General features: G+C 30.9%; 22 protein-coding genes and 2 tRNA genes. 18 read left to right on the top strand and 6 right to left on the bottom strand.

Annotated elements, in window-relative coordinates; genetic code table 11:
• Window positions 1-30 precede the first annotated feature (30 nt).
• The 3 genes from ACMHJ2_RS15590 to ACMHJ2_RS15580 all read right to left on the bottom strand — a co-directional run bounded on the left by ACMHJ2_RS15590 (window position 31) and on the right by ACMHJ2_RS15580 (window position 2,992).
• Entirely contained in the window at window positions 31-1,842 is a 1,812-nt protein-coding gene (locus ACMHJ2_RS15590) for a hypothetical protein (RefSeq protein WP_413513795.1), read from the bottom strand.
• A 176-nt stretch (window positions 1,843-2,018) separates the two neighbouring features.
• Window positions 2,019-2,330, bottom strand: a complete 312-nt coding sequence (locus ACMHJ2_RS15585) for an ATP-binding protein (RefSeq protein WP_413513803.1) — start codon at window positions 2,328-2,330, stop codon at window positions 2,019-2,021.
• A 41-nt stretch (window positions 2,331-2,371) separates the two neighbouring features.
• Window positions 2,372-2,992, bottom strand: coding sequence for a hypothetical protein (locus tag ACMHJ2_RS15580; RefSeq protein ID WP_413513794.1), 621 nt, complete (start codon window positions 2,990-2,992; stop codon window positions 2,372-2,374).
• 262 nt (window positions 2,993-3,254) lie between these two features.
• Here ACMHJ2_RS15580 and ACMHJ2_RS15575 point away from each other — a divergent pair, with 262 nt between their 5' ends.
• The 18 genes from ACMHJ2_RS15575 to ACMHJ2_RS15490 all read left to right on the top strand — a co-directional run bounded on the left by ACMHJ2_RS15575 (window position 3,255) and on the right by ACMHJ2_RS15490 (window position 19,546).
• Entirely contained in the window at window positions 3,255-3,617 is a 363-nt protein-coding gene (locus ACMHJ2_RS15575; protein WP_413513793.1) for a hypothetical protein, read from the top strand.
• A gap of 491 nt (window positions 3,618-4,108) precedes the next feature.
• Window positions 4,109-5,302, top strand: coding sequence for a hypothetical protein (locus tag ACMHJ2_RS15570; protein WP_413513792.1), 1,194 nt, complete (start codon window positions 4,109-4,111; stop codon window positions 5,300-5,302).
• A 4-nt stretch (window positions 5,303-5,306) separates the two neighbouring features.
• Complete coding sequence (locus ACMHJ2_RS15565; protein ID WP_413513791.1) at window positions 5,307-6,494, top strand: beta-ketoacyl-[acyl-carrier-protein] synthase family protein; 1,188 nt, start codon at window positions 5,307-5,309, stop codon at window positions 6,492-6,494.
• Window positions 6,495-6,572: 78 nt separating this feature from the next.
• The gene (locus ACMHJ2_RS15560) at window positions 6,573-7,493 is read left to right on the top strand and encodes a beta-ketoacyl synthase chain length factor (protein ID WP_413513790.1); all 921 of its coding nucleotides are present in this window, start codon (window positions 6,573-6,575) and stop codon (window positions 7,491-7,493) included.
• 5 nt (window positions 7,494-7,498) lie between these two features.
• Window positions 7,499-8,761 carry a nucleotide disphospho-sugar-binding domain-containing protein gene (locus tag ACMHJ2_RS15555; RefSeq protein ID WP_413513789.1) on the top strand — a complete coding sequence of 421 codons (1,263 nt, stop codon included), beginning with the start codon at window positions 7,499-7,501 and terminating at the stop codon, window positions 8,759-8,761.
• The gene (locus tag ACMHJ2_RS15550) at window positions 8,754-9,821 is read left to right on the top strand and encodes a class I SAM-dependent methyltransferase (RefSeq protein ID WP_413513788.1); all 1,068 of its coding nucleotides are present in this window, start codon (window positions 8,754-8,756) and stop codon (window positions 9,819-9,821) included. Before ACMHJ2_RS15555 ends, ACMHJ2_RS15550 begins: the two co-directional genes overlap by 8 nt.
• Window positions 9,822-9,832: 11 nt before the next feature.
• The gene (locus tag ACMHJ2_RS15545; RefSeq protein ID WP_413513787.1) at window positions 9,833-10,777 is read left to right on the top strand and encodes a hypothetical protein; all 945 of its coding nucleotides are present in this window, start codon (window positions 9,833-9,835) and stop codon (window positions 10,775-10,777) included.
• An 8-nt stretch (window positions 10,778-10,785) separates the two neighbouring features.
• Window positions 10,786-11,544, top strand: a complete 759-nt coding sequence (locus ACMHJ2_RS15540) for an SDR family oxidoreductase (RefSeq protein WP_413513786.1) — start codon at window positions 10,786-10,788, stop codon at window positions 11,542-11,544.
• 3 nt (window positions 11,545-11,547) lie between these two features.
• Complete coding sequence (locus tag ACMHJ2_RS15535) at window positions 11,548-12,252, top strand: methyltransferase domain-containing protein (protein ID WP_413513785.1); 705 nt, start codon at window positions 11,548-11,550, stop codon at window positions 12,250-12,252.
• A 33-nt stretch (window positions 12,253-12,285) separates the two neighbouring features.
• Complete coding sequence (locus ACMHJ2_RS15530; RefSeq protein WP_413513784.1) at window positions 12,286-14,496, top strand: TonB-dependent receptor plug domain-containing protein; 2,211 nt, start codon at window positions 12,286-12,288, stop codon at window positions 14,494-14,496.
• 12 nt (window positions 14,497-14,508) lie between these two features.
• Complete coding sequence (locus ACMHJ2_RS15525) at window positions 14,509-15,171, top strand: hypothetical protein (protein WP_413513783.1); 663 nt, start codon at window positions 14,509-14,511, stop codon at window positions 15,169-15,171.
• Entirely contained in the window at window positions 15,172-16,149 is a 978-nt protein-coding gene (locus tag ACMHJ2_RS15520) for a hypothetical protein (protein WP_413513782.1), read from the top strand.
• A 233-nt stretch (window positions 16,150-16,382) separates the two neighbouring features.
• On the top strand, window positions 16,383-16,655 hold the full coding sequence (locus tag ACMHJ2_RS15515) for a phosphopantetheine-binding protein (protein WP_413513781.1): 273 nt from the start codon (window positions 16,383-16,385) through the stop codon (window positions 16,653-16,655).
• A 23-nt stretch (window positions 16,656-16,678) separates the two neighbouring features.
• On the top strand, window positions 16,679-17,893 hold the full coding sequence (locus tag ACMHJ2_RS15510; protein ID WP_413513780.1) for a site-2 protease family protein: 1,215 nt from the start codon (window positions 16,679-16,681) through the stop codon (window positions 17,891-17,893).
• Between the two features lie 81 nt (window positions 17,894-17,974).
• Window positions 17,975-18,142, top strand: coding sequence for a hypothetical protein (locus ACMHJ2_RS15505; RefSeq protein ID WP_413513779.1), 168 nt, complete (start codon window positions 17,975-17,977; stop codon window positions 18,140-18,142).
• A gap of 69 nt (window positions 18,143-18,211) precedes the next feature.
• The gene (locus ACMHJ2_RS15500; protein ID WP_413513778.1) at window positions 18,212-18,964 is read left to right on the top strand and encodes a type II CAAX prenyl endopeptidase Rce1 family protein; all 753 of its coding nucleotides are present in this window, start codon (window positions 18,212-18,214) and stop codon (window positions 18,962-18,964) included.
• A gap of 102 nt (window positions 18,965-19,066) precedes the next feature.
• On the top strand, window positions 19,067-19,246 hold the full coding sequence (locus ACMHJ2_RS15495; protein WP_413513802.1) for a hypothetical protein: 180 nt from the start codon (window positions 19,067-19,069) through the stop codon (window positions 19,244-19,246).
• Between the two features lie 3 nt (window positions 19,247-19,249).
• A complete protein-coding gene (locus ACMHJ2_RS15490; RefSeq protein ID WP_413513777.1) occupies window positions 19,250-19,546 on the top strand; it encodes a relaxase/mobilization nuclease domain-containing protein in 297 nt (98 codons plus the stop codon).
• Between the two features lie 992 nt (window positions 19,547-20,538).
• Here the strand turns inward: ACMHJ2_RS15490 and ACMHJ2_RS15485 are convergent.
• The 3 genes from ACMHJ2_RS15485 to mutS form a co-directional block, all read right to left on the bottom strand.
• Window positions 20,539-20,624, bottom strand: a tRNA-Leu gene (locus ACMHJ2_RS15485).
• Window positions 20,625-20,640: 16 nt separating this feature from the next.
• Window positions 20,641-20,713 (bottom strand) — tRNA-Gly (locus ACMHJ2_RS15480).
• A gap of 157 nt (window positions 20,714-20,870) precedes the next feature.
• Window positions 20,871-23,471 (bottom strand): DNA mismatch repair protein MutS, encoded by a 2,601-nt coding sequence (mutS, locus tag ACMHJ2_RS15475; RefSeq protein WP_413513776.1) that lies wholly within the window; start codon window positions 23,469-23,471, stop codon window positions 20,871-20,873.
• Between the last annotated feature and the right edge of the window lie 11 nt (window positions 23,472-23,482).

Genomic DNA, 23,482 nt, shown 5'->3' with positions numbered 1-23,482 from the left:
CGAAACGGCAAGGGAACAAAGGGAAATCTTTTAATTCCTTTTTTCAAATTCCTCAATAGTTTTAAAATCATCGATAATATTATCTGCATAGCTTCTTAGCTCTTCGTACTCTTTTTGATGTTTATTGATCAGTTCAGAAATTGTAACCAACCTGTCTTTTACTGCACTATATAAGTCAAAACGCTTATTATTCGATTTTTCAAAGTTCTCTTTCAGGATAGAGTAGGTGTCAATAATGTCTCTTAGGCATTTCTCTACATTTGGATTCTCTTTTAAATTAAAAACACATCGTCGGGCAATTTGCCCCAAATCTCCTTCCCAAATCAAGCCTCCAAAATCTAATCCGCCGAGAAACCATCTGTCCAATTTCTCAAGTTCTTGAAGACGCAATAATAAATAGCAATATTTTTGAAGTACGGAAAATGAATACAATTTTTCCTTCCTTATATCTTCTTCCAAAAGCGTTGGCAGAAGTCCACTTGTGTCGCTACCTGTAGTAAACAGATTCTCTTTAAAGGCACTGTATGCATAGTCGGTTATCATTCGCGAAGATCTTAAATATAGTAGACATTGTTTATATTTGCCAAGATAATCTTTTCGTTCGATATCTGCATTCAGTTCATTTAGCGTATCAAAGCACTTATTCAATAGTTCCGGCTGATTATGTTTGATAGCTTTTTGCATCAACAAGGAAAAATAGGAGTAAAACTCGATTGCTATTTCCGACCAGTGCCTGGATTTCTCATGTGCATCTTCTGCATACTCTACGGGGTAGCTGAAATCTTCTTCTACTTGCGACCGTAGGCTATCTACATTGTATAATTCTTCATCAGGGGGCATGTTTGATACCATCTGATTGTAGATAATATCCCGGATGGTTTCGATTCCTATAAAGATTACTTCTTCCTTATTGTTTTCGATTAAGCGATTAAAATAGCGTTCGAACAAGTTCCCTCTAAAATCTGCCAGATTGTAGGCATACTTCTTTTCGGTAATCAGTAGCCCATAGATTGATTCGACTGAATGCCAGATGCTATTGAGCATGCCGGAATTATTAGGTTGCAGTAAAGTATAATCAATTACATTTATATAAAAATTGACCAGTCTTTCGGAAATATATTTTTGTTCCTCCACATTTTTACTGTCAATTATTAATCCTCCGATTTTAGTTGCACACTTCACAATGATAGCCTGGGCTTTGATCTTATCAGAAACTGAGATTAAAGCAATGACGATGTTTTGGATCTTATTTAAATGATCATCCTCTATGCGCTCAACCTGTGCATCAATACTAGCGTCTTTTTCGTGAATTATGAAAATTGTCCTGTAATCAATCTTTTCTAATTCTTCACTGGCAAGTTTTCCAGGATTTAATGACGAAAACAGATTGAACGCTACCGGAAAGAGCAAAAACAGGACAAGAAAGAACAGTATTGAATTGTAATATATTATAGAGACTTCATTGTAGTTTGGGGTTTGAAGGTCTATCACTAAGCTGGAAACAAAAACAACAATAATGGTAGAGACAGAAAATGAAATAAATATTGCATTGGTTTTATTGATAAGAAATGATTTTTGAAAATCAATTCCAGATTTTTGTTTAAAAAACTCGTATGCAACTAACGAAACGGTTATGTAAATTCCGATTAACGAAGTAAGAGAACTGATTATCAGATTGAAAAGTTCATATGTTTTTGAATAATGTTTTAGATCAAAAAAGTCCGGGAAGATTGAAAATTGAATTGAATAAATGCCGACCCCGGTTGCTAAAACAACTACAGCGGGAAAAATGGTGAAGGTATATTTATTTAAGTTTTTTGTAAATGGCCGACCTAATTTCATAATTAAAATATTTACTGCAAATTCCAGTGATATTGAGCACCTCATTCCAGTTTAAAGTAAGCACCTCATTCCAGTTCAAAGTGAGCATGTAATTCCAGTTGAAATTGACCACCCTAATTTTTATTAAAAAACTACTTTTATCTGCTGTTATAATTTATTCAAATATACTTAAAAATTTATCCGATATTTTTACTCCTTTTTTTGCGCATTGATTCACCTGATAATTCAATTCTGTGTGCATTATGGATGAGTCGGTCCAAAATTGCATCGGCAATGGTTTTCTCTCCAATAATGTCGTACCAGCCTTGAACGGGTATTTGCGAAGTGACAATAATAGAACCGTTATTATGCCGGTCTTCGATTATTTCCAAGAGCGTAATTCGGTTCTGCCCATCTAGTGCTTGAAGTCTAAAATCATCTAATATAATCACGTCTTGACGTTCCAGTTTGGTAAGTTCTTTCAAATAGGAGCCGTCTGCTTTGGCTATTTTGATAATATTTTCACAGCTCCTTCCACTAGCGACTTATCTCATGGCTTGTAAGCTCTGGCAGGCAATATTGTGGTTTGATAATGGTCTGCAAAGTCGGCTAAAGATTCGTTGATCGTAGGTTCAAAACGACTGCTCTTTATCACGGCCGATTTTAAATTATCGGGAACAATGGCCGCTGGTGTGCCTCCAAAAAAGTGGATCGCATTTTCTACAGAAGTCACAAAATCTTCTTTTTGCTGGCTCATCGAAGCTTCGGCATAGGTGTATTGGTTAGCTCCTAAAATCGCCACAAAGAACTGTATTTCCTTGATTTCACCAGTATCTTGATCGATTATAGACCTTGTTTTTCCGGCATAATCCACATACATTTTATCGTCCGCCTTGTGGTTCATGTGCATCACAGGATTAACCCGATTACTCCAATTTTTAAAGTGATACCTAAATTGAGAACTTTTAAGACCGTCAGGGCTTTCTTTATAATATTCTTCCCAAAGATGCTGCACCGTTACCCCAACTTTTTTGAGGTCGCGTTCCATTTTAGGAAAATAGGATTGGAGTTTTTCCAGCGTAGGATTAATCGTTTCCAGCGTAGATTGCGAAAATAAATCCTCTAAATCGGCATCTGTTTTTTTTTCAAGATCCTCTAGATTTAATCCCAAGGCATCAAATAAGACGATATATTTCTTTACTGTATTTCTGGAAAGAGAGAGAGATAATTACTGATAAAGAGTTTGCTCTTGCCACTACAATGGAATTTAATTACTTTTCTAATTTTACTCATGTCTGTTAATTTATTAGCCATAAATCCGTCGTTTTTTAAACGAATTTAAGGGCTAACAACATGAAAAAAGTAGTCGTTTTTTAGGTGGTCAATTTGAACTAGAACTGGGTGGTCAGTTTCAACCGAAACAGGTGGTCAATTTGGACTGGAATTGGGTGGTCAATTTGACCATTTTTTCCAATCATAACTCAAAAAGTGTCTATAAGGGATCTGATCTAAGTAAAAGCTTATCTGCTAATATGCTGAATCAGAAATGGAGTAGTACAGAAAAACAATCTAGCTCAGCTCTAATAATACAAAAGCATATAATTAATACGGCTCACATTAACCTAAGAGAAACCTCTGAAATACACCCTTTATTTGAGTATCTAAATTCTGATTCATTGAGTTTAGATAGTTGTGAATTTATTTCATTGTTTAATCTGCTATCTAACAGCCAAGAAGCGGATTACGAAGAATTGAGTTTCCAGCAAAAGATGAAACGAAAAAAAAGAAGAAAATAATTAATCATCATTCAATTTTTTTTGTTTTCCAGTTTCTAACAATTTTTAAAATACAAAATTCCAAGTAGGATTATTTAATTCTGATTGCAAATAGATAAGGCAGTATTCATAATTTACTTATATTTTCATATAGATAGCGAAATTTTAATAATATATTATTTTATACGTAAGATATCTCTAATTTATTTTAAAATAAGTTTATATATATATTAAATTTTAGATTTTTTTAACAAATAGTAAGGTAAAAGATCCTCCTTTGTTAAATATTGGATGAGTATTCGGTTAGGCCATTTTGTTTATATAATTTAGTAAAAAATATAAGAAATATTAACTAGATTTAATAAAAAAGCACTCTAGAAGAAACCTGTGAAACTTCGAAACCTGTGAAAAATTTTCGAATTAAATCTCAATAAGTTTTTTTATTAGCTATTTAGAGAAGGTAAGACCTTAATTTATTAATATCAAAATAATTTTGATTTGAATAATAAAGTATGATAGAAACATATGAAAAGTATTTATCAGCTATTGACAAGATTAAAAAAGAAGTTTTAGAAGATGAAAATATTGATAGTTTAGTTGAGAACCCTTTCGTTAATATAAAAACAAACACCGATAAGTTTCTTACCAATCTAAATTATTTTCACTTGTTAACTTCTAATGATGACTTTGATAGAAAATCTTTGTTTTATAAAGAAGTTTTATTTTATCAACTAATTAATCAATTAGATACGATTTGTGATTATAAGCTTTTTATTGACGAGTTAATTAGTATTGAAAATCAAGAACTTATAAGTGTTGGGAGCTTGTATTGTTCTTTTCATTATGGTGCATATATCCAGGTTCCTACAGTTTTAAAGATGTTGAATGTAGATTTTGTTATTGTTTCAATGGGTATCGATGGAAATGATGTTATTAGTTGGGAAATAAATTGTGACAACATTGATGCGAAGTTGAATCAGCCACATTCTATTAATCCAATGGATAAAGAAAGTATTTTTCAAATTTTCAAATATTTGAGAAAAGGAATAAGCGTGTTGATATATATAGATGGTGTACAAGCAAGTATGGATCAGCAAAATAAGAGAAATCAAAAAATTTTATTTTTAGAACAACAAATCTTGCTTTCTACTGGCATTATGGAAGTAGCACGTAAATTAAAAGTTCCAGTTATTTCGATAGTAGCTGAAAGATTAGAGAATTTTAAAATTTTAGTTTCTCTTTATTCAATAAAGACAGTTGATGATTATTCTGAAAAAGTAGATGTTCAAAATTCTATTCAAAAAATGATGAATATTCTAGCAACATATGTAACAAAAAAGCCCGGACAGTGGCAAGAATGGTCAAATATTCATCAGAAAATGATTTTTAGTCCCAGAAAAAATAGAAAGAAATTTAGTGAGTATGTTGTATTTCGTGATTTATTTAAATTTTTAAGTTATAAGAGCATTTCTGGTTCATGGAAGCCGTCTTTTAATTGTGAGAAATATGAAATTTTGGAGGTTAATTCTGAGTCATATGTATTATGCATTGATAATTATTTGAGTTTTAAGATTACATTTAATTTAGCTCAAATATTATTGTCTTTAAATAAGATGGATATTACTCAGAATCAATTAAAACAGATATTACCATATGGATTATTACAAGATTTGTTAAGTCATAATATTATATATAAGAGATCATAATAAGATGGGGATTAATGTAGTTGTTACTGGAATTGGTATTATTTCTGCCTTAGGAAAGGGGGTAGAAGTAAATAAGAAAAATATATTTTTAAAAGATTCATTTATTGGTTATCCTGAATTTCTGAGATTAAAAAACAAAGAAATTGTTGCGGGAGAGGTTAAATATAATGATGATGAATTGCAAAAATTTGCAAAGTTAAGTAAGAAATTTTCTAGGACTAGTATGCTTTCTATTATTGCAGTTCAAGAAGCGGTAGAAGACGCAGGGTATCAATCGAGTTTTAGTAATAAAGAGGTGGCAATAGTATCAAGTTCCACTGTTGGGGGAATAAGAGAAATTGAGAATAGATATAAAAAATATATACTTGGGGATCTTTGTGATCCTTATCTTGATAGTCATGAGGGTGCTAGTATAACAGAAGATCTGGCAAGGCTATTAAATATTAATCAAAATGTATCAATTAACACAGCATGTTCGTCATCTCTTAATTCCATTATGTTAGGAGCCAGAATGATTAAAAATGGAATTTGTGATGTAGCTATTGTTGGAGGTTCAGATGCTTTATCTAAGTACACTCTAAATGGTTTTAATTCTCTTTTTTTATTAGATAAAGATGTTTGTAGCCCCTTTGATAGAAATCGAAAAGGTATCAACCTTGGTGAAGCAGCGGGATATTTGATACTTGAATCGGAAGAGTCTGCAAAAAGTAGAAATAAAATCGCGAGAGCTACAATAAGTGGGTATGGTAATGCTAATGATGCTTTTCATGCGACATCTTCCTCATCAGAGGTGACTGGTTTGTGTCTGGCTATGGAAAAGTCATTACAAATGGGCAAATTAAAAGCTTGCGATATAGATTATATCAACGCACACGGAACAGGTACTCGTAACAACGATATAACAGAAATTGCAGCGATGAAGAAAATATTTGATCAGGTTCCAATATTTAGCTCGACAAAATCTAAGACTGGTCATTGTTTGGCTGCTGCAGGGGTTATAGAATCCATATTCTCAATTTTCGCACTTCAAATGAATAAACCTATTATTAGTTATAACTTCAGTAATCCAATGGATGATGATTTACTAACTCCTTATACTGGGGAAAATTTTGATAAGGATATTTGCCATGTCATGAATAATTCAATAGCTATGGGTGGATTCTGCTCAAGTTTAATTTTTTCTAAAGTATAATTCGCAATGAGGATGTATATTAAAAGTTCGTGTAGTGTTGGACCTTATAAGCAAGATAAATTCCAAAACATTCAATTTTTGTATAATAAGGAAGATGAGGTATACCATATAGTTGAGCCCGATTATTACGAATACTTGACCACTCATATAGTTAGAAGAGGGTCACGAAGTGCTAAATTTGGTATGTATGCAGCTCTCAAGTGTGTAAACAAAAAAAATATAGAATTATTAGATGGTATATTAGTAGCGACATCATTAGGCGGGCTTAAAAACAGTGAAGATTTCATGATTCAATCGATAGATAATGAGGAGTCAAATCTCTCTCCAAATTATTTTATACAGTCTTTACATAGTACTTTGTCAGGAAATATGGCTATAGAACTTTGTGTTAAAGCATATAACATCACTTATACTAATAGAGGTAATGCTTTTGAAATGGCCTTATTAGATGCAAGTATGCTTTTTAATGAAGGAAGCAAAGACTTATTAATTGGTGCTTCAGATGAAGTTTCTGATAATTATAAAAAGGCTGTTATAAAAGATTGTTTCTTGGGAGAGTCTTTGGGAAAACCATACCAATTTGGTGAAGGTGCCTCATTTTTCAGATTGTCTAAAGTTAGAACTAAAGATGCAGTATCTATAATAGGCGTGAAGACATTTTACAAACTAGTAGATAATAATACATTCAGTGAAAAGATTTTTGATCTTTTAAATGAAAAAGAAATGACAATTGAAGATATTGATATATTAATTTCTGGAGTTACAAATGTTTCTTGGTTTAAAAAGAAGTCTAATATTAGTCCAATTATTTTATATAAAGATTTTGTAGGTGAATATCCTACTTCCATTTCATTTGCAGTTTGGTTAGGAGAACAAATTATAAAAGAACAATCAATACCGTCACTCTTTAGTATTGAAGGTCTAGAATTAGTAAAAACAATAATGGTTATTAATAAGTATAAAGAATATGAGTCGGTAATTATTCTTTCTAAAAATTAAATATTGTGGCAAAAATAGGTATCATTTCTCCACCGACACTAGGGCATGTAAATCCTTTACTTATATTAGGGAATAGACTCTTAAATAATGGTCATGAGGTTGTTTTTTTTCAACAAAAAGAAATGCAAGAACGAATTGAAAAAGCAAGTATTAAATTTAGTAGATTAGGGAAAATTCTATCTGAAAGTTCTATCAGAGATGTGCAAATAGAGTTGGGTACCATGTACGGCATTGAAGCTATGCGATATTGGATGAAACAACAAATAGGTCTATTTAAGATATGGTTTATTGATTTAGAAAAGAGTATAGAAAGTGAAAAAATAGATTTACTGTTAGTTGATCAAAGTGATCCAGTTGGAGCTTGTATCGCAGATTATAAAAGAATTCCCTTTATCACAGTTTGTTTGGGTTTAGACTTAGATTGGGAAGAAAGTATACCGCCTTTTTTCCTAGATTGGCAATACGCAGAAGATGATAGAACGGTCATTAGAAATAAAATAGGTTTTAAAAATTTTGTAAAAGACTTTAAGCCATTATTTGACTATATTAATAAAAAAAGAATTGAATTTGGACTTGAAGAGTATGATTACACAAAATCATTGTATCCCGTTTCTGCTATCGCGCAAATAGCACAATTACCTAGTTTTCTTGACTATCCTAGGAAAAACAAATCGAATATTTTTCATAATGTCGGTCCTTTCTTGGATGAGAATAATACGGTAGATATGGCTTTCCCTTATGAAAGACTAAATAATAAACCCTTGGTTTATATCTCACTAGGGACAATTTTGAATATGCGATCTGATGTTTTTGAGATAATTGCATCTAGTTTTTTTGATATAGATGTACAATTAGTAATCTCTACAGGTGATAAATTATGTGTCTTAAATGAGGATTTACTTCCCCTAGAATCCATCGTTTGTAGTTATGTTCCGCAAAGAGAGATTCTTTCTAAAGCTGTATTATGTATAACGCATGGGGGATTAAATACTGTAATGGATTCTTTAAGCAATGGAGTTCCTTTAGTAGTAATTCCAATATCTTTTGATCAACCTGGAACAGCAGCTCGGATAAAATATAAAGGAGTAGGAGAATATCTGAAATATAGTTCACTAAGTAAAGATAACATTAAGACGTGTGTAATGAATATTTTAAATACTCCAAGTTATTACGAGAAAGCATTGGAGATGAAAACTCTTTTCTTAGAACTTGATGGGCTATCAAGAGCAGTGAATATAATAGAAAAAAAGATAGTAGAATATGTTTGATAAAGATAATTTGACAGCATTAGAGGCACAAAAACGAGCTAGTTTTATATGTTATTCCCCGATGATATTCCAAGCTGTAAAAACTATGCTTAATTTAGGAATCATTGATTTACTTAAAAAAGCAGGAAATAATGGGATGACAATAGAAAATATAGCAGATGAAATTACTATTTCAAAGTATGGAGTAAGAGTTCTTCTGCATTCAGCATTGGGCGCAGAAGTTGTTTATAAGAAAGATAATAATTATTTTCTCACTAAAGTTGGAGTTTTTTTAGTTTCAAAACAACTTGCATCTCAGATTCATATCAATTTTGTAAATGATGTTTGTTATAATGGAATGTTTTACTTAGAAGATAGTATTAGAAATAACAAACCAGAAGGATTGAAAGTTCTTGGTGATTGGGACACCATTTATGATGGGCTTCAGTTTTTACCACCTCACATTAAAAAAAGCTGGATGGATCTAGATCATTATTTCTCAGATATTTCCTATGAAAAAGCATTTACCATATTGAATATGGATAAATTTAAAACAATATTAGATTTAGGAGGAAATACTGGTAAGTTTTGTCGATTTCTCATCAAAAAACTTCCAAATATAGAGTTTACGATTGCGGATTTGCCAGGACAAATTGAAATGGCAAAAATTGAAATGAAAAACTTAAAAATAGATGTTTCAAAAGTAAAATTTCAAGAACTAAATGTACTAGATATTAATACTGAAATTTCAGGAAAATACGATATTATCTGGATGAGTCAGTTTCTCGATTGCTTTCATGAAGATGATATAATCACAATACTTGAAAAATGTAAAATTGCATTAAATGATGATGGAATAATTTTTATACAAGATGCTTTTTGGGATAGACATAGATTTGAAGCAGGAGCTTTTTCGCTCCAGCAATTTTCATTATATTTTACTTCCATGGCTAATGGAAGAAGTCAAATGTATGATTTTGATACTTTTAAGAAGGCTTTAGAAAGTGTAAACCTAGAAATATTGGAAATTACTGATCACATAGGACGAAGTAATAGTTTAATAAAGCTAAAAATAAAGTAATTTTAAAGTTTATGTATTTTCTTCTATTCTCTCATAATGTTATTGTCTCAGGCAAAGAAAAATCTGCAATATATGATTTGCAACATGCAAGAATATTGTATATACCAAATGTTTTTGTTGCAATTTTAGAAGAGTTAAAGACAAATCCAATAGATTTAGTTAAGAAAACAAAATTTAGTAACAATTCTTTTTTATTGGATGCCTATTTAAAAAAGCTTGTTGATAATAGAATGGGGCATTTTGTTAATCAGATTGAAGATTTCCCTGAATTAGATTTTGAATATTATTTTCCAGGAACTATACATTCTGCACTGTTAGAGACAAATTTAAAGAATTATAATATTTTTAAAGTTATTGATACTTTAGATCTATTAGGTTGTAGACATGTTGAGTTAAGACTGAATATTAGCATAATTAATATAGAGACATTGAAGAATGCACTTTCCATTTGGGAGAATAATTTGTTACAATCTATAGATCTTTACCTAGAACATGAAAAGTCTATCTCTAAAGAAATTATACTAGAACTTTACAGAACATTCAATAAAATAAATTCAATAGTTATAGTTAATTCCCCTATAGACGCTCTATTACAAGAAAAGCAAATTTGTTTACAAAAGTGTTCACTAGTAGTCCTTGATGAAAAGGGATTGAAAAATAAGAAGCTTATTTTAGATCTTCGATACTATTCGGAGAGTTTAAAATATAATACTAATTATAATAATAAAGTAAGAATTGATATAGAAGGGAATATAAAAAACACCTTGTTTGACCAAAGAATTTATGGAAATGTTAAGTCAGATGTATTACTTGATATAATAGAGAGCGAAGAGTTTCAGCAATTTTGGAGAATAACTGTAGATAATATTGAAGAACTGAAAGATTCACCTCTGCGGCATGCAATTTTTTCTCCAAACGCTATGGAGAAAAGAGAAGGAAAATATTATTTAATTTAAGATGTATAATGAACAATAAACTAGCATTAATAACAGGAGCAGCAAAAGGACTTGGGAGACATATTGCCATAGCTTTAGCAAAGCAAAAAATTGATTTAATTCTTCATTACAATACATCAAAAAAAGAAATGGAAAGTTTGCTTTTAGAATTAGAGCAGTATGAGATTTCGATATTTCCGGTACAGTTAGATTTCATTGATGGTGCTAAAGTAGAATCCTTTTTTATGGAAAAAATAAACCCAATTTTAATTAAAAGGGACAATAAAGGTTTGGATTACCTTATTAATAATGCTGGTATTTATGAGTTTGATTATTTAAATAAAATCACTTCGGACTACATTGACAAAGTCTTTAGTATAAATTTTAAAGCACCTATGTTATTAATAAGAGATTGTATGGATAAACTAAATGATCATGGACGAATTATAAATATACTTTCCACTACAGCAGATCGACCATATAAGAGAATGATTATCTATGGTGCTTCTAAGGCTGCACTTAAAAATGCCGTTATAGCTATGATTTCGGATTTTGGTAAGCGAGGAATTACAGTAAACAATATAATTCCTGGATTGCTTGAACAAGATAGTTGTAAATCCAAAATTAATGAAGGTATTATGAATAAAATATATGAGAAAAATTATGCTATTAAAAGAAAAGGTGGTGTTGATGATGTAATTAAACTTCTTTTGTTCTTGATAAAAGATGAAACAAATTGGATCTCTGGTGAGAGCATTGAGATTTCAGGAGGCTATTTATACCAATAAATTATGAGAGACATAGAAAGTAAGTTGAAAATTTTAAATAAATTATTTGTTAAGTACTCCGATAAATCCGATGTGTATTTTCATGCTGAATATCTTCATAAAGATGTAAGGTCCGCAGAGATTATCTTAGCCTTAGTGCACGAGTTACTAACTGTTAATAGTGCGGTTGATGTGGGGTGCGGTTTAGGGGCTTGGTTGTCTGTTTTAATGAATCAAGGGATTGATGATGTTTTAGGTATAGATGGGAAGCATCTTCCTTTAGATAAAATTCTTATTCCTTCAGAGAAGATATTATTAAATGATTTAGATGTTTCTTTTCCGAAAATTACGCGGAGATATGATTTAGCAATATGTTTAGAAGTGGCTGAACATTTAAAACCAGAATCTGCGGAAAAGTTAGTTAGGTATCTCACAGACGTAAGTGATACCATTTTATTTTCAGCAGCTGTTCCGTATCAAGGAGGGATTAACCATATAAACGAGCAATGGATAGAATTCTGGCAAGAAAAATTTGAAGTTCTAGATTTTGAATATCACGATTGTATTAGAGAGTATATATGGAATAATAATCAAGTGAAATGGTGGTATAAGCAGAACTGTTTTATAATTGCCAAAAAAGGACTTTATCCTACCTTAAAGAAAAAAGAAATACTAAATATTATTCATCCTGAATTGTTTTTACAATATAGAATACTCGATATCAAATAGTCGTCGTTTGAAAGATTCAATGTATAAAAAATAATGAAAAAAACGTACCATATTATTGTGAAATTGTTTTGGCTAATTATTATATGTTTTCCAGTTGATGTTGCTGCACAATTTACGATTCATGGAAAAGTAGTCGATAAAGATATGAATGCTATTAGTGGAGTAATTGTATATGTAGAGAATGATTTTATTGAATTTGATACGAATGAATTGGGGGAGTTTCAATTAAATATAGAATTGTTGGAGTCGGTACAGATGTTTATCATTGGAGCCTATAAGAAAGGGTATGAAGAAAAGAAAGTAAAGGTTGTACCTAAAGAAAAAGATATTTATGTTACTATTAATATGGGGAGTAAAAATGCGATAATAAATGAAATTTTTATAGTTAGTAAAAAAACTAGTAAAGAAATATTAGAATCAAATTTTTTTTCCAAAAATGATTTGGAAGTAATTATAAGTTCTCCGGAATCTTCCATAATTTCTGCAATTAGTTATTTACCAGGTGCGCAAGTCGTAGGGGAGACAGGAGAGTTGTCTGTAAGAGGAGGTGATGGCAATGAAACAAAATACCTTTTTGATGGTATGCTCATGAGTAGTATGATTGGAAGTAATGTAAGTGGTCAAGCAGGATCTTCACGATTATCACCTGCTTTATTTAAAGATATGAATATACTACAGGGCGGTTACTCAGTAGAATACGGAAATGCACTTTCTTCTATTATAGAGATGACTTCTAAGGATGTAGCGTATAATAAAAGTATGAGTATTCTTCTTTCTCCTTTTGCTTTGGATATTCAGACAGCACTACCGTTAACTAAAGAAAAAAAAGCATCGTTAGAGGTTGGGATTAATCTCATGAATTTTGATTTGTATTCCCAAATTATGAAGAGCGATCTTGATTATCAATCATTAAAGAAAGGACCTTATAGTGCTTCGTCTAATCTTTTTTATAAAAACAACATTTCTGAAAATTTAAAATTTAAGTTTTTTTCTAATCTCTCATTTACTCATATCGAGGCTATATCTAATGATATTGATGAACCAGCAATCGAATTATTCACAAATATTAAAAATCAGCATTACTTTAACCAAGCTACGATACAATATGTTATGAATACTAATACCGAGTTTTTCGTTGGTATTAATAATACTACAGAAGTAGATGATTCACGCTTTTGGAAGCTAAACAACTCATTTACTACTGATAATAAATTTTCCGTTACACAGTTAAAAACAAATATGAGTAATAAATTAATGAATGATATATATTTGAAAAGTACTGTAGAATATTTTATCGAACAAAGTAATATGCAAAACGGGGATCAAATTTTAGATTATAGTAATAATAATATTGGTATAGCTACGGAATTGTCAGCAAAATTATTTAGAGGTATTTATGCTAAAGTAGGAATTAGGGGGGAGTATTCTAACCTACTAAAAAATAATAATATTGGCGGACGATATGATCTAAAATATATTGATAACGGAAATAATCATGAAATAGGTGTTTCTTATGGTGATTTTTTTCAACAACCACCGGTGGTTGTTTATGGTACTGATTTTAATGATATGAGATTTTCAAAAGCAAATCAATTTAATATTTATTATAGATATAAAGATAAAGGGAAAACAACTTCATTAGATATCTATCATAAAAAGTATAAAAATCTATTAACCTATAATTCAAGGAATATAGATTACGATGGAAAAGGGTTTTCTAAAGGATTTGATGTTTATTTTAAGGATAGTGAGACTTTTAGTAATTTTCAATATCAAATTTCTTACTCTTACAATGATGCCAAACGAAAGTATCTTAACTATCCAATTGAAGCTCCTTTTCATCTAAGTTCAAGACATAAATATTCGATGGCCATTAATTATTCCGCGTTTAAAGGGAGCTTAATGGTGGGAATGTTTTATAATTATACTTCAGGAAGGCATTATTTTAATCCCAACCTAAGTGAAGAATTTTTTAATTCTGACAAAGCCCCAGATTTACATGATTTATCATCAAATCTTATTTACTCATTTAATATAAAAAATAAACCAATGTTGTTGATCCTTTCTGTGAGCAATTTATTAGGAGCCAATAAAGTATACGGATATAGTTATTCCGATAATAATTTTTCTAATAGAAGAGAAATCGCTCCTATGAATAACCGATTCGTTTTTATAGGATTTAACATAGCTTTTGGCCTAAAGAAAAATAATGCTCTTATCGATGAAATCTTAAATTTTAAATAAAATTTTATACTTATGAAAAATATTACAAGGTACCTTTTATTATTAATATTCATTGTTTTCACTTCGGGTTATGGACAGTCTGTAAAGCAATCACAAAATTACGATCAGGCACTTATACAAATAGTAAAAGAATTAGCTAATTCAAAAAGTGAAGATGCTTACGATAAAGTCTTTTATAAATTAGAAAGACTAAATCAAATGAAGGACGGAAAAGATTGGATTTTGTTATATCATATGGCTTATTGCAAGACAGTAGTTGCACAAACAAAAAAAAGTTCGGAGGCAAAGATGGATTTAGATGATGCTATGAATTACCTCCAACAAGCTAGCGAAATAACGAGTGATAGTGAGATTTTTACTTTGTTAAGTCGAGTATACATTGCATTAATAGGACTAAGCCCTTTAGAGAATGGACCAAAGTATACCGCTAGTGTTACATATAATTTAGAAAAAGCTATTAAATTAAATAAAAACAATCCGAGAGTCTATTTAGTATATGGGATGTATTATGTTCATTTTCCAAAATTTATCGGTGGTGATGTAGAGAAAGGGTGTAAGTCTTTTGCAGAAGCAGTTAGTTTATATGATAAAATGAAGTTAGAACCTGCTTCTACAAAACCAAATTGGGGAAAGGAATTAAATGAATGGTATTTAAGTACACAATGTCCAAAATAGATGATATTAATACTAGGTTCTTCAAATTATGAACAGGGGACCGACCCTGTTATAGATTGGCTTATTTTTTATAAGGCTCCCTTTTTAAAAATTACTTTAAATGATTTATTTTATAGTGATAATAAAATTAAGGTAGATATACAAAATAAACAGATTTATTATAATAATATTAATCTAACACAAGAAGTAACGGTTGTTTTCTATAGACATTTATTAGAATCTTTCCTCCCAATTTTAGAGGAAACCTATTCACACAATAGACGAATTAATAAAGAGACGTATGGTGAAATTGAATGTTTTATAAATTTATTAGGTCAATATCTAAATTGTAAGAAATGGTTTTCTAATATGGAGAGTATATATCTTAACAAACTAACAGTTCTCAATGTAGCAATGGAATCGGGTTTAAGTATTCCTTATTCAGAAATAGTATCGTGGAAGGAAGATGGTTTAAATCTATTTAAGAAAAAAGAGTTTAAAAAAATTATATTAAAACCCTTTTCAGATCGGAATAAGTCATATTATACATTTGGTAGTGAATCTTATTTATCGTTTGCTAAAGAATTTACCATCGAAGATATTCACAAATTGGAAGATTATTTCTTTCCATCTCTTTTTCAGGAAAAATTAAATACTGAATTTGAAATACGTGTTTTTTATTTAGATGGAGAGTTTTTTTCTTCTGCTATATTTATTGAAGGGGGGTATACCATGGATGATCGCAAGAAAGTAATGGATAATGAAAAGCTTTATGTAGTTAGATATAAACTTCCTGTATCTATTGAAAACGCGATAATAATATTAATGAATAAATTAAATTTAAGCATAGGTGCTATAGATCTTATTTATACCACTGATGGGATGTATTATTTTTTAGAAGTTAATCCTATTGGTCAATATTTATATGAATCCGAAAAGAATAATTTTTTTATTGAAAAACGTATTGCAGAGAAGTTGATGAAATATACTTTGGTATGAATTTGGTTTAAAAAAATATTTATATATGTTAAAAAAATTTAATTTAGTGTATAAAAACTATAGATTACCATTATTTTATAGTTTTCTAGAAAAAAAAAACAATGTTGAACTTCAAGAACTAAATGTTAATAGAAGATTTGCTAGAAGTGAAAGGCATCAGTGCATTAGTTATATAAAAAAAACAAGTTTTAAACCAATTTCAGTAGTCAATATTTAAAATTAATTAAATCAGTATGGAAAATAAAAATTTAGATCAACTTTTGAATGAGTTAAAGTTAAGTATCTTAAGAGAATTAAATCTTGAAAAGATTAGGCCAGAAACTATAGATGAAGCTACTCCTTTATTTAGGGAAGGATTAGGGTTAGACTCTATTGATGCGTTAGAGTTGGTCGTTATTTTTGAAAGAGATTATGGTATTGAAGTAGAGGATATTGAATCATTATCTCCACATTTTGCAACACTTGGAACGCTTACTCATTTTGTAAACAATAATAGAACTAATTAGACCAAAAATTTAAAAATATTTTTATGATTATAAATCGCGATCTTCTTTTAGAAATAAATCTTATAAAAGTAAATGATTCATTTTATACTGTTGGTTATGGGAACAACGTGTTTTCAGTAGGCGCTATATTGTATGATACATTGAAACATGTAAAGGAAGGAGGTTCTATTAGTGACGCGAAAATAAAAATTAATGAAAAGTATAAAACTGAAATCAGCGAGTCTTTTATCAACGAAGAAATTGTGAAATTCACCCGTAAACTTACAGCTTCTCAAGAGAAAAAAGGTTCAAACGAGCAGTATATATATATGAAAGTAAAAATATTAGGTAAAAAGGCAATCAACTTATTGACTTATCCATTTTTGTTTTTATTTAATAAATTTTTCTTTATTTTTCTAGTACTAACAGCAATCGGATGTAGCTTTCTTTTATTAAAAAATATTTATAGTGAAGGAATTTTGAATAGTGAAGTGTCTTTGAGTTACTCTTTTTGGGGTATTATTCTAACTTATCTTGGTTTTTGCGTTTTAGGCTTGTTTCACGAATTAGGACATGCGACGGCATCGAGGTATTTTGGTAAACCATCACAACAAATTGGTTTTGGTTTTTATTTAATTTTCCCAGTGTTTTATACAGATGTAACTCAGATATGGCAGATTAGTAACAGTAAGCGCGTTATTGTAAATCTTGCAGGGATATATTTTCAACTATTAATTAATATACTGTTATTTGTATTATATGTGTACGCTTCAAGTATGGATTTGAAAATAATTATTAAGTTTTTCTTTGTATCAAATGTTATACTCTTAGTTTATTCATTGAATCCCTTTCTGAGGAATGATGGATATTGGGTTTACAGTGATTTATTTAATATTCCAAATTTGATGAGTCAGGCAGCTTTATATCCAAAGAAAATGTACAGTATTTTAAAGAATAGAACTACATTAAAAGAAAAGCTCAAATTTATTTTTAATAATAAAGCATTAGGCGTCTACTCAGTCTTTTTATATATTGTTTTTAGTTTATTTATATTCCTATTTATATGGCTTACCTATCAAAATATTTTAGGAATAATTCAGATTTATTTTGCTTTTGACACTTTAGACTTGTACTCGTATCAAATATATTTTAAGCTTTTTAGGTTGCTATTTGGATTGACTATCAATGTGTATTTTTTAAGAGTTATTTTGAAAAGATTTTTTAGAAAGAAAAGAAATCTTTTATACAGCAAACAATAACGAAAGACGTTATTTGTGTTTATAATTACATTTAAATTAAATTTTATGAAGAATCTTGAACAACAATTAGTTGAGGGTTTCATGTCTGTAGAACTAGAAGAAAGACTTGAAATGGTGAATTTAACAGTGTTAGCAGGTGAGGCTGCAGCTAGTAGTGCACTTTGTGATTTTAGTACAGCTCCTGCTTCGCCAGGTGAATTAACATTAGCACCAGTGGAAATGGTTCAATTTAGTAGCCCACTACAGTAGTGTGAAATTTCACGATTATTTTTTAGACAGTTTTTTTATAAAACTGTCTTTTTTTAATTTATAGATATTATGATTTTTAATATAAAATGGGTAAGAGCTTTGGTGTTTTTTACCTTAGCAATAGTTATTTCTAATATTTTTAGATTTAATGTTTTTTTAGTGAAAGATTACCTTAACATAGAGCCAGTTTGGTTTTATTTGATTTCAATTTCTTTTTTGGAAGGAAGTGGTATTCTTATAGGTGTTTTAGTTGTGATTTTATTACTATATAAAAGAGAAAGGATTAAGATTAGTTTATTTGGAACTTCAGTTAAGTATAGTTTATTGATGTTAGTTGTTCCTCTTTCACTGTTTTTAATTATTGGAGTTGATAATGAATACGATATGGATAAACATTTATATGGTCTCTTGTCTTTTACTAGCACATTTTTATATTGTATTTTGGAAGAGTCAGGTTGGCGTGGTTATCTACAAGGAGAATTTAAAGAAATGAAGTCATGGAGAAAATTCACTTTAATTGGATTTATGTGGTATTTATGGCATTTACCTTTTTTAACGAACAGTGATTTTTTTAGCAATATACTTTTCTTAGGTTTATTAATATTTGGTAGTTGGGGTATAGGACAGGTTCTAATTGCTACAAAATCAATAGTTGCATGTGCATGTTTTCACTTAGTAGTCCAAATAATATCTTTTAATTCTTTAATAAAAGATGGATTAAATATTAATGCTAAGTTAATAATCCTCGCAATCTGTATAACTAGTTGGATTATTATTTTAAAAAGATGGGAAAAGATAACATTAAGCAAAGGAGTAATATAATGAATAGTTATAATAGTATTTTTAATTCTTAAAGATATTTACTTATATATAATGTTGATATATGTTAGTGAAATTTATTATGGAATTGCAAGTTAAGTATAGATAGTAGGAGTAAACTACAATCAGATTGTAAAGCTGTGTAATCAGTACTTTTCTCAAGATAGAGCTAAGCGTTCTATTTCAAAACTTGAACAGTACACCAAAGATTTAACTAAGTTGTGTTACTATATCATAAAGCTAAGTAAAGAATTTGAAGAGAAACATCTTAATTCTAACCGATAAGTTATGATTGCAAAGATTAGAAAAGGAAGTAATCTAATAGGAGGAGTCTTGTCTTATAACCAGCTAAAGGTTGATAAGGTTGTTGGGACTGTAATAGCTACCAATCATCTACCTGAATCTAACAACTCGTCAAACTATATTAATTCACTTTATAAGCATTTTGAACCATATCTAATTGTGAAAAATAAAACTGAAAAGATAGTAAGACATATTTCTTTAAACCCCAATCCTAATGATAAGCTAACTGACGATGCATTAAGTGAAATAGCTAAGCGGTATATGAAGGAGATGGGGCTATAAGTTATTCTGTAAAACAAAGTGGTCAATACGCTCAGTATATATGCTTATAAATCCAATGATAAAAAAAGATTGATTTATATAGTCATAAAATATCCCGTAAGAATTGAAATTTAATTAGTGTCAGTGAATCAATAATACATTGAAAGACCAAGTACTACCTTTAATAGCCGAAATTCTCAGTAGGTTAATACACTGCTTACTTTTCAAGTAAATAGTAGTATAATGACAACAAAACTTGAAATTCCAAAAATCTCAATAGAAGAAGGTAGAGTTTACTTTAAGAAAGAGGGAATAAATTTAACTGAAGAAGAAACTACCATTGTATTGGAGTTTATGTACTAAGTGCAGTAGAAATTTAACAGGTAGTTTGTCAAAGGGTAGAAATAGTAGTTATTACTATTATCATTGTACTGGTTCTTGTGGATTTAGACAAAGCGCAAATAAGGCAAATTTAATATTTGAAGAGGGATTGAATCAAATACAATTAAATGAAGTGTTTTTAACCCGTTTAAAGAAACTACTATTAGATACCTATAAGAAGACATTAAAGAATCCAGTTGACGAAAAGAAAACGATACTGAGCGAGATAGAAAGATTAAGCACTCAACTGAGTATGGCGAGAACAAAATTATTAAGTGGTACGCTTGAAGACGATGATTATCTTGAAATCAAGAAAGAGAACAAGATGAAGCTTGAAGTATTAGAAGGGCGATTAATGAAGGAGAATAGCAAAGTAAAGATTGATATTAACGCAATACTGAACAAAGCACTGAAAGTTGTTGCAAACATAGGTAAACTGTACACTCTGGGAGATACGAAAACGAAAAGAGAAATAATTGGTTCAATTTTTCCTGAGAAAGTAGTTTTTGATGGAGAGGTATATCGAACCGAGAGAATTAATGTTTTAGTGAAGTCTATCTTGTTGATCAACAGGGAAATGAATGAAAATAAAAACGGGAGAAATGAACAAAAAATTCAATTCTCCCGTTTAGTACTCGAGGCGGGACTTGAACCCGCACGAACATTACTGTTCACTGGATTTTAAGTCCAGCGTGTCTACCACTTCCACCACTCGAGCCTGATAAAAACTCTCGAGCGAAAAACGGGATTCGAACCCGCGACCTCAACCTTGGCAAGGTTGCGCTCTACCAACTGAGCTATTTTCGCAAGCGTTTATAAGATCGTGCATTTTTGTGTAATGCGAGTGCAAATGTAAAATAATTTTTAACGTATACAAGTGCAGAATACTATTATTTTTTGCTTATTTCGTCAAGTCTTTGGCTTTCAGAAAGTAAAAAAGGATATTTTTTCTACTTAATTGCTCTTATTGAATCATTTTTTTAAGTTCATGTAGCTTCATTAAAGCTTCTACAGGCGTAAGCGTATTGATATCAATTACGGATAATTCATCTTTTATACTGCTTAGTAAAGGGTCATCTATATTAAAAATACTCAATTGCAAATCCTGCTCAACCGGTTTTAAACCTGTGTTTTCTTCTTTGTGATGTGTCTTTTCTAGTTGTTTTAGCATTTTTTGCGCTCGATTGATTACAATCTGTGGCATTCCTGCCATCTTTGCTACGTGAATTCCAAAACTATGCGCACTACCGCCAGGTACTAGTTTACGGATAAATAGAACATTGTCTTTGAGTTCTTTTACCGAAACATTATAGTTCTTAATGCCTTCAAAATGTTCTTGCATATCATTTAATTCGTGGTAATGCGTGGCGAATAAGGTTTTAGGTTTCGAGGGATGCTGATGTAAGAACTCAGCGATAGCCCAAGCAATCGAAATACCATCATAGGTACTCGTTCCACGTCCAATCTCATCCAATAACACCAAACTGCGTTCAGATATATTATTCAAAATAGAAGCCGTTTCATTCATTTCCACCATGAAAGTAGATTCACCCATCGAAATATTATCTGAGGCACCCACACGTGTAAAAATCTTATCTACAACTCCCATACGTACCGCTGCAGCTGGAACAAAACATCCCATTTGCGCTAAAAGTACGATTAATGCCGTTTGGCGTAGGATAGCAGATTTACCAGACATATTGGGTCCAGTTATCATAATAATCTGCTGAGAGGTCGTATTCAAAAATACATCGTTGGTAATATAAGGTTTGTCCAAAGGCAATTGTTTTTCAATCACTGGATGACGTCCATCTTTGATTTCTAAATCATAACTATCATCTAAAATAGGGCGAACATAATTATGCTCTAGGGCCAATTGAGCAAAAGAGGACAAACAATCAATTTGCGCAACTAAATGGGCATTTAACTGAACCGGTTGAATGTATTGGGCACACCAATGAACAAATTCATCATACAGTTTACTTTCAATTTGACTGATTTTTTCCTCTGCACCTAAAATTTTATTTTCATACGCTTTTAGCTCTTCTGTAATATAGCGTTCCGCATTAACTAGTGTTTGCTTGCGAATCCATTCTGTAGGTACTTTATCTTTATGCGTATTGCGAACTTCTATATAATAACCAAAAACGTTGTTGAAGGCTATTTTTAAGGATGGGATTCCCGTGGCTTGACTTTCTCTTTGTTCCATGGCATCCAAATAGCCTTTGCCTGTTGACGAAATATTGCGCAATTCATCTAACTCCGCGCTAATTCCTGGAGCAATGGCATTTCCTTTGCTAATCGCTACAGGTGCATCAGGATGGATTGTATGTGCAATGCGTTCTCGCAACAAACCACAGTCATGCAATTGATCCCCCATACTTTTAAGGGAATTGTTTTGGCTTTTTAAGGCCTGCTCTTTGATGGGAATAATAGCATCTAAAGACTCTTTTAAATATATAAGTTCTCGTGGCGATACTTTTCCCGTTGCTATTTTAGAAGTTAAGCGCTCTAAATCAGATATTTTTTTTATTTGTCCCTGAAAATGAGTCAATACCTCCTGTTTTTGAGTCAGTAATTCAACAATATTGTGTCTTTCAACAATGTCTTTCTTCTTTTTTAAAGGAAGAGCCAACCAGCGTTTTAAAAGCCTTCCACCCATAGGGGATAAGGTTTTATCAATGACATCGAGCAAGGTAATCGCATTGAAATTACTGCTTTGATACAATTCTAAATTGCGAATCGTAAAGCGATCCATCCAAACATAAGCATCTTCGGCTATGCGTTGGATGTTGGATATATGTTTGATACGGGTGTGCTGTGTTTCTGATAGATAATGCAAAATAGCTCCACAGGCAATAATGCCATCCGTTAAATCTTCAATGCCAAAACCCTTTAAAGAATTCGTTTGAAAGTGTTTGGTTAGCGATTCAAAAGCAAAGTCTTCTTTGAAAACCCAGTCATCCAAAAAGAATAAATTATACGCAGATCCAAATTGCTGTTGAAAGGGTACTTTGTTGTTTTTTTGAACCAGAATCTCACTGGGATTGAAATTTTGTAAAAGTTTATCGATGTATTCCTCATCTCCTTCGGCGGTAAAAAACTCCCCCGTTGATACATCTAAAAAAGCAATGCCCAAGGCTTTTTTTGTAAAGTGAATGGCACTTAAAAAGTTATTGGATTTCGATTGAAGTACTTCGTCATTTAGTGCTACTCCAGGAGTTACTAATTCAGTAACCCCTCTTTTTACAATCGTTTTGGTCATTTTAGGATCTTCAAGCTGATCACATATTGCTACGCGAAGTCCGGCTTTGACTAACTTGGGTAAATAAACATTGATGGCGTGATGTGGAAAACCAGCGAGCTCAGTTTCACTAGAAGATCCTGCGCCGCGTTTGGTTAAGGTAATACCTAAAATCTGAGCAGTACGAATGGCATCTTCCCCAAAAGTTTCATAAAAATCTCCTACACGAAATAACAAACAAGCATCTGGATACTTGACTTTTATATCGTTATATTGTTTCATCAAGGGAGTTTCTTTTGTAGCTTTTTCTTTAGCAGCCATAGCTTTGCATG

The organism is Myroides odoratus, assembly GCF_965118575.1.
GTDB classification, from domain to species: Bacteria; Bacteroidota; Bacteroidia; order Flavobacteriales; family Flavobacteriaceae; genus Flavobacterium; species Flavobacterium odoratum_B.
This window is presented reverse-complemented; position numbering and strand designations above follow the sequence as displayed.

Excerpts from the sequence above, each read along its gene's own strand:
- ACMHJ2_RS15510 (WP_413513780.1), top strand. The coding sequence starts at position 16,679 with ATGATTATAAATCGCGATCTTCTTTTAGAAATAAATCTTATAAAAGTA.
- ACMHJ2_RS15490 (WP_413513777.1), top strand. The coding sequence starts at position 19,250 with ATGATTGCAAAGATTAGAAAAGGAAGTAATCTAATAGGAGGAGTCTTG.
- ACMHJ2_RS15550 (WP_413513788.1), top strand. The coding sequence starts at position 8,754 with ATGTTTGATAAAGATAATTTGACAGCATTAGAGGCACAAAAACGAGCT.
- ACMHJ2_RS15520 (WP_413513782.1), top strand. The coding sequence starts at position 15,172 with ATGATATTAATACTAGGTTCTTCAAATTATGAACAGGGGACCGACCCT.
- ACMHJ2_RS15515 (WP_413513781.1), top strand. The coding sequence starts at position 16,383 with ATGGAAAATAAAAATTTAGATCAACTTTTGAATGAGTTAAAGTTAAGT.
- ACMHJ2_RS15525 (WP_413513783.1), top strand. The coding sequence starts at position 14,509 with ATGAAAAATATTACAAGGTACCTTTTATTATTAATATTCATTGTTTTC.
- ACMHJ2_RS15545 (WP_413513787.1), top strand. The coding sequence starts at position 9,833 with ATGTATTTTCTTCTATTCTCTCATAATGTTATTGTCTCAGGCAAAGAA.
- ACMHJ2_RS15535 (WP_413513785.1), top strand. The coding sequence starts at position 11,548 with ATGAGAGACATAGAAAGTAAGTTGAAAATTTTAAATAAATTATTTGTT.
- ACMHJ2_RS15500 (WP_413513778.1), top strand. The coding sequence starts at position 18,212 with ATGATTTTTAATATAAAATGGGTAAGAGCTTTGGTGTTTTTTACCTTA.
- ACMHJ2_RS15590 (WP_413513795.1), bottom strand. The coding sequence starts at position 1,842 with ATGAAATTAGGTCGGCCATTTACAAAAAACTTAAATAAATATACCTTC.
- ACMHJ2_RS15540 (WP_413513786.1), top strand. The coding sequence starts at position 10,786 with ATGAACAATAAACTAGCATTAATAACAGGAGCAGCAAAAGGACTTGGG.
- ACMHJ2_RS15530 (WP_413513784.1), top strand. The coding sequence starts at position 12,286 with ATGAAAAAAACGTACCATATTATTGTGAAATTGTTTTGGCTAATTATT.
- ACMHJ2_RS15570 (WP_413513792.1), top strand. The coding sequence starts at position 4,109 with ATGATAGAAACATATGAAAAGTATTTATCAGCTATTGACAAGATTAAA.
- ACMHJ2_RS15565 (WP_413513791.1), top strand. The coding sequence starts at position 5,307 with ATGGGGATTAATGTAGTTGTTACTGGAATTGGTATTATTTCTGCCTTA.
- mutS (WP_413513776.1), bottom strand. The coding sequence starts at position 23,471 with ATGGCTGCTAAAGAAAAAGCTACAAAAGAAACTCCCTTGATGAAACAA.
- ACMHJ2_RS15505 (WP_413513779.1), top strand. The coding sequence starts at position 17,975 with ATGTCTGTAGAACTAGAAGAAAGACTTGAAATGGTGAATTTAACAGTG.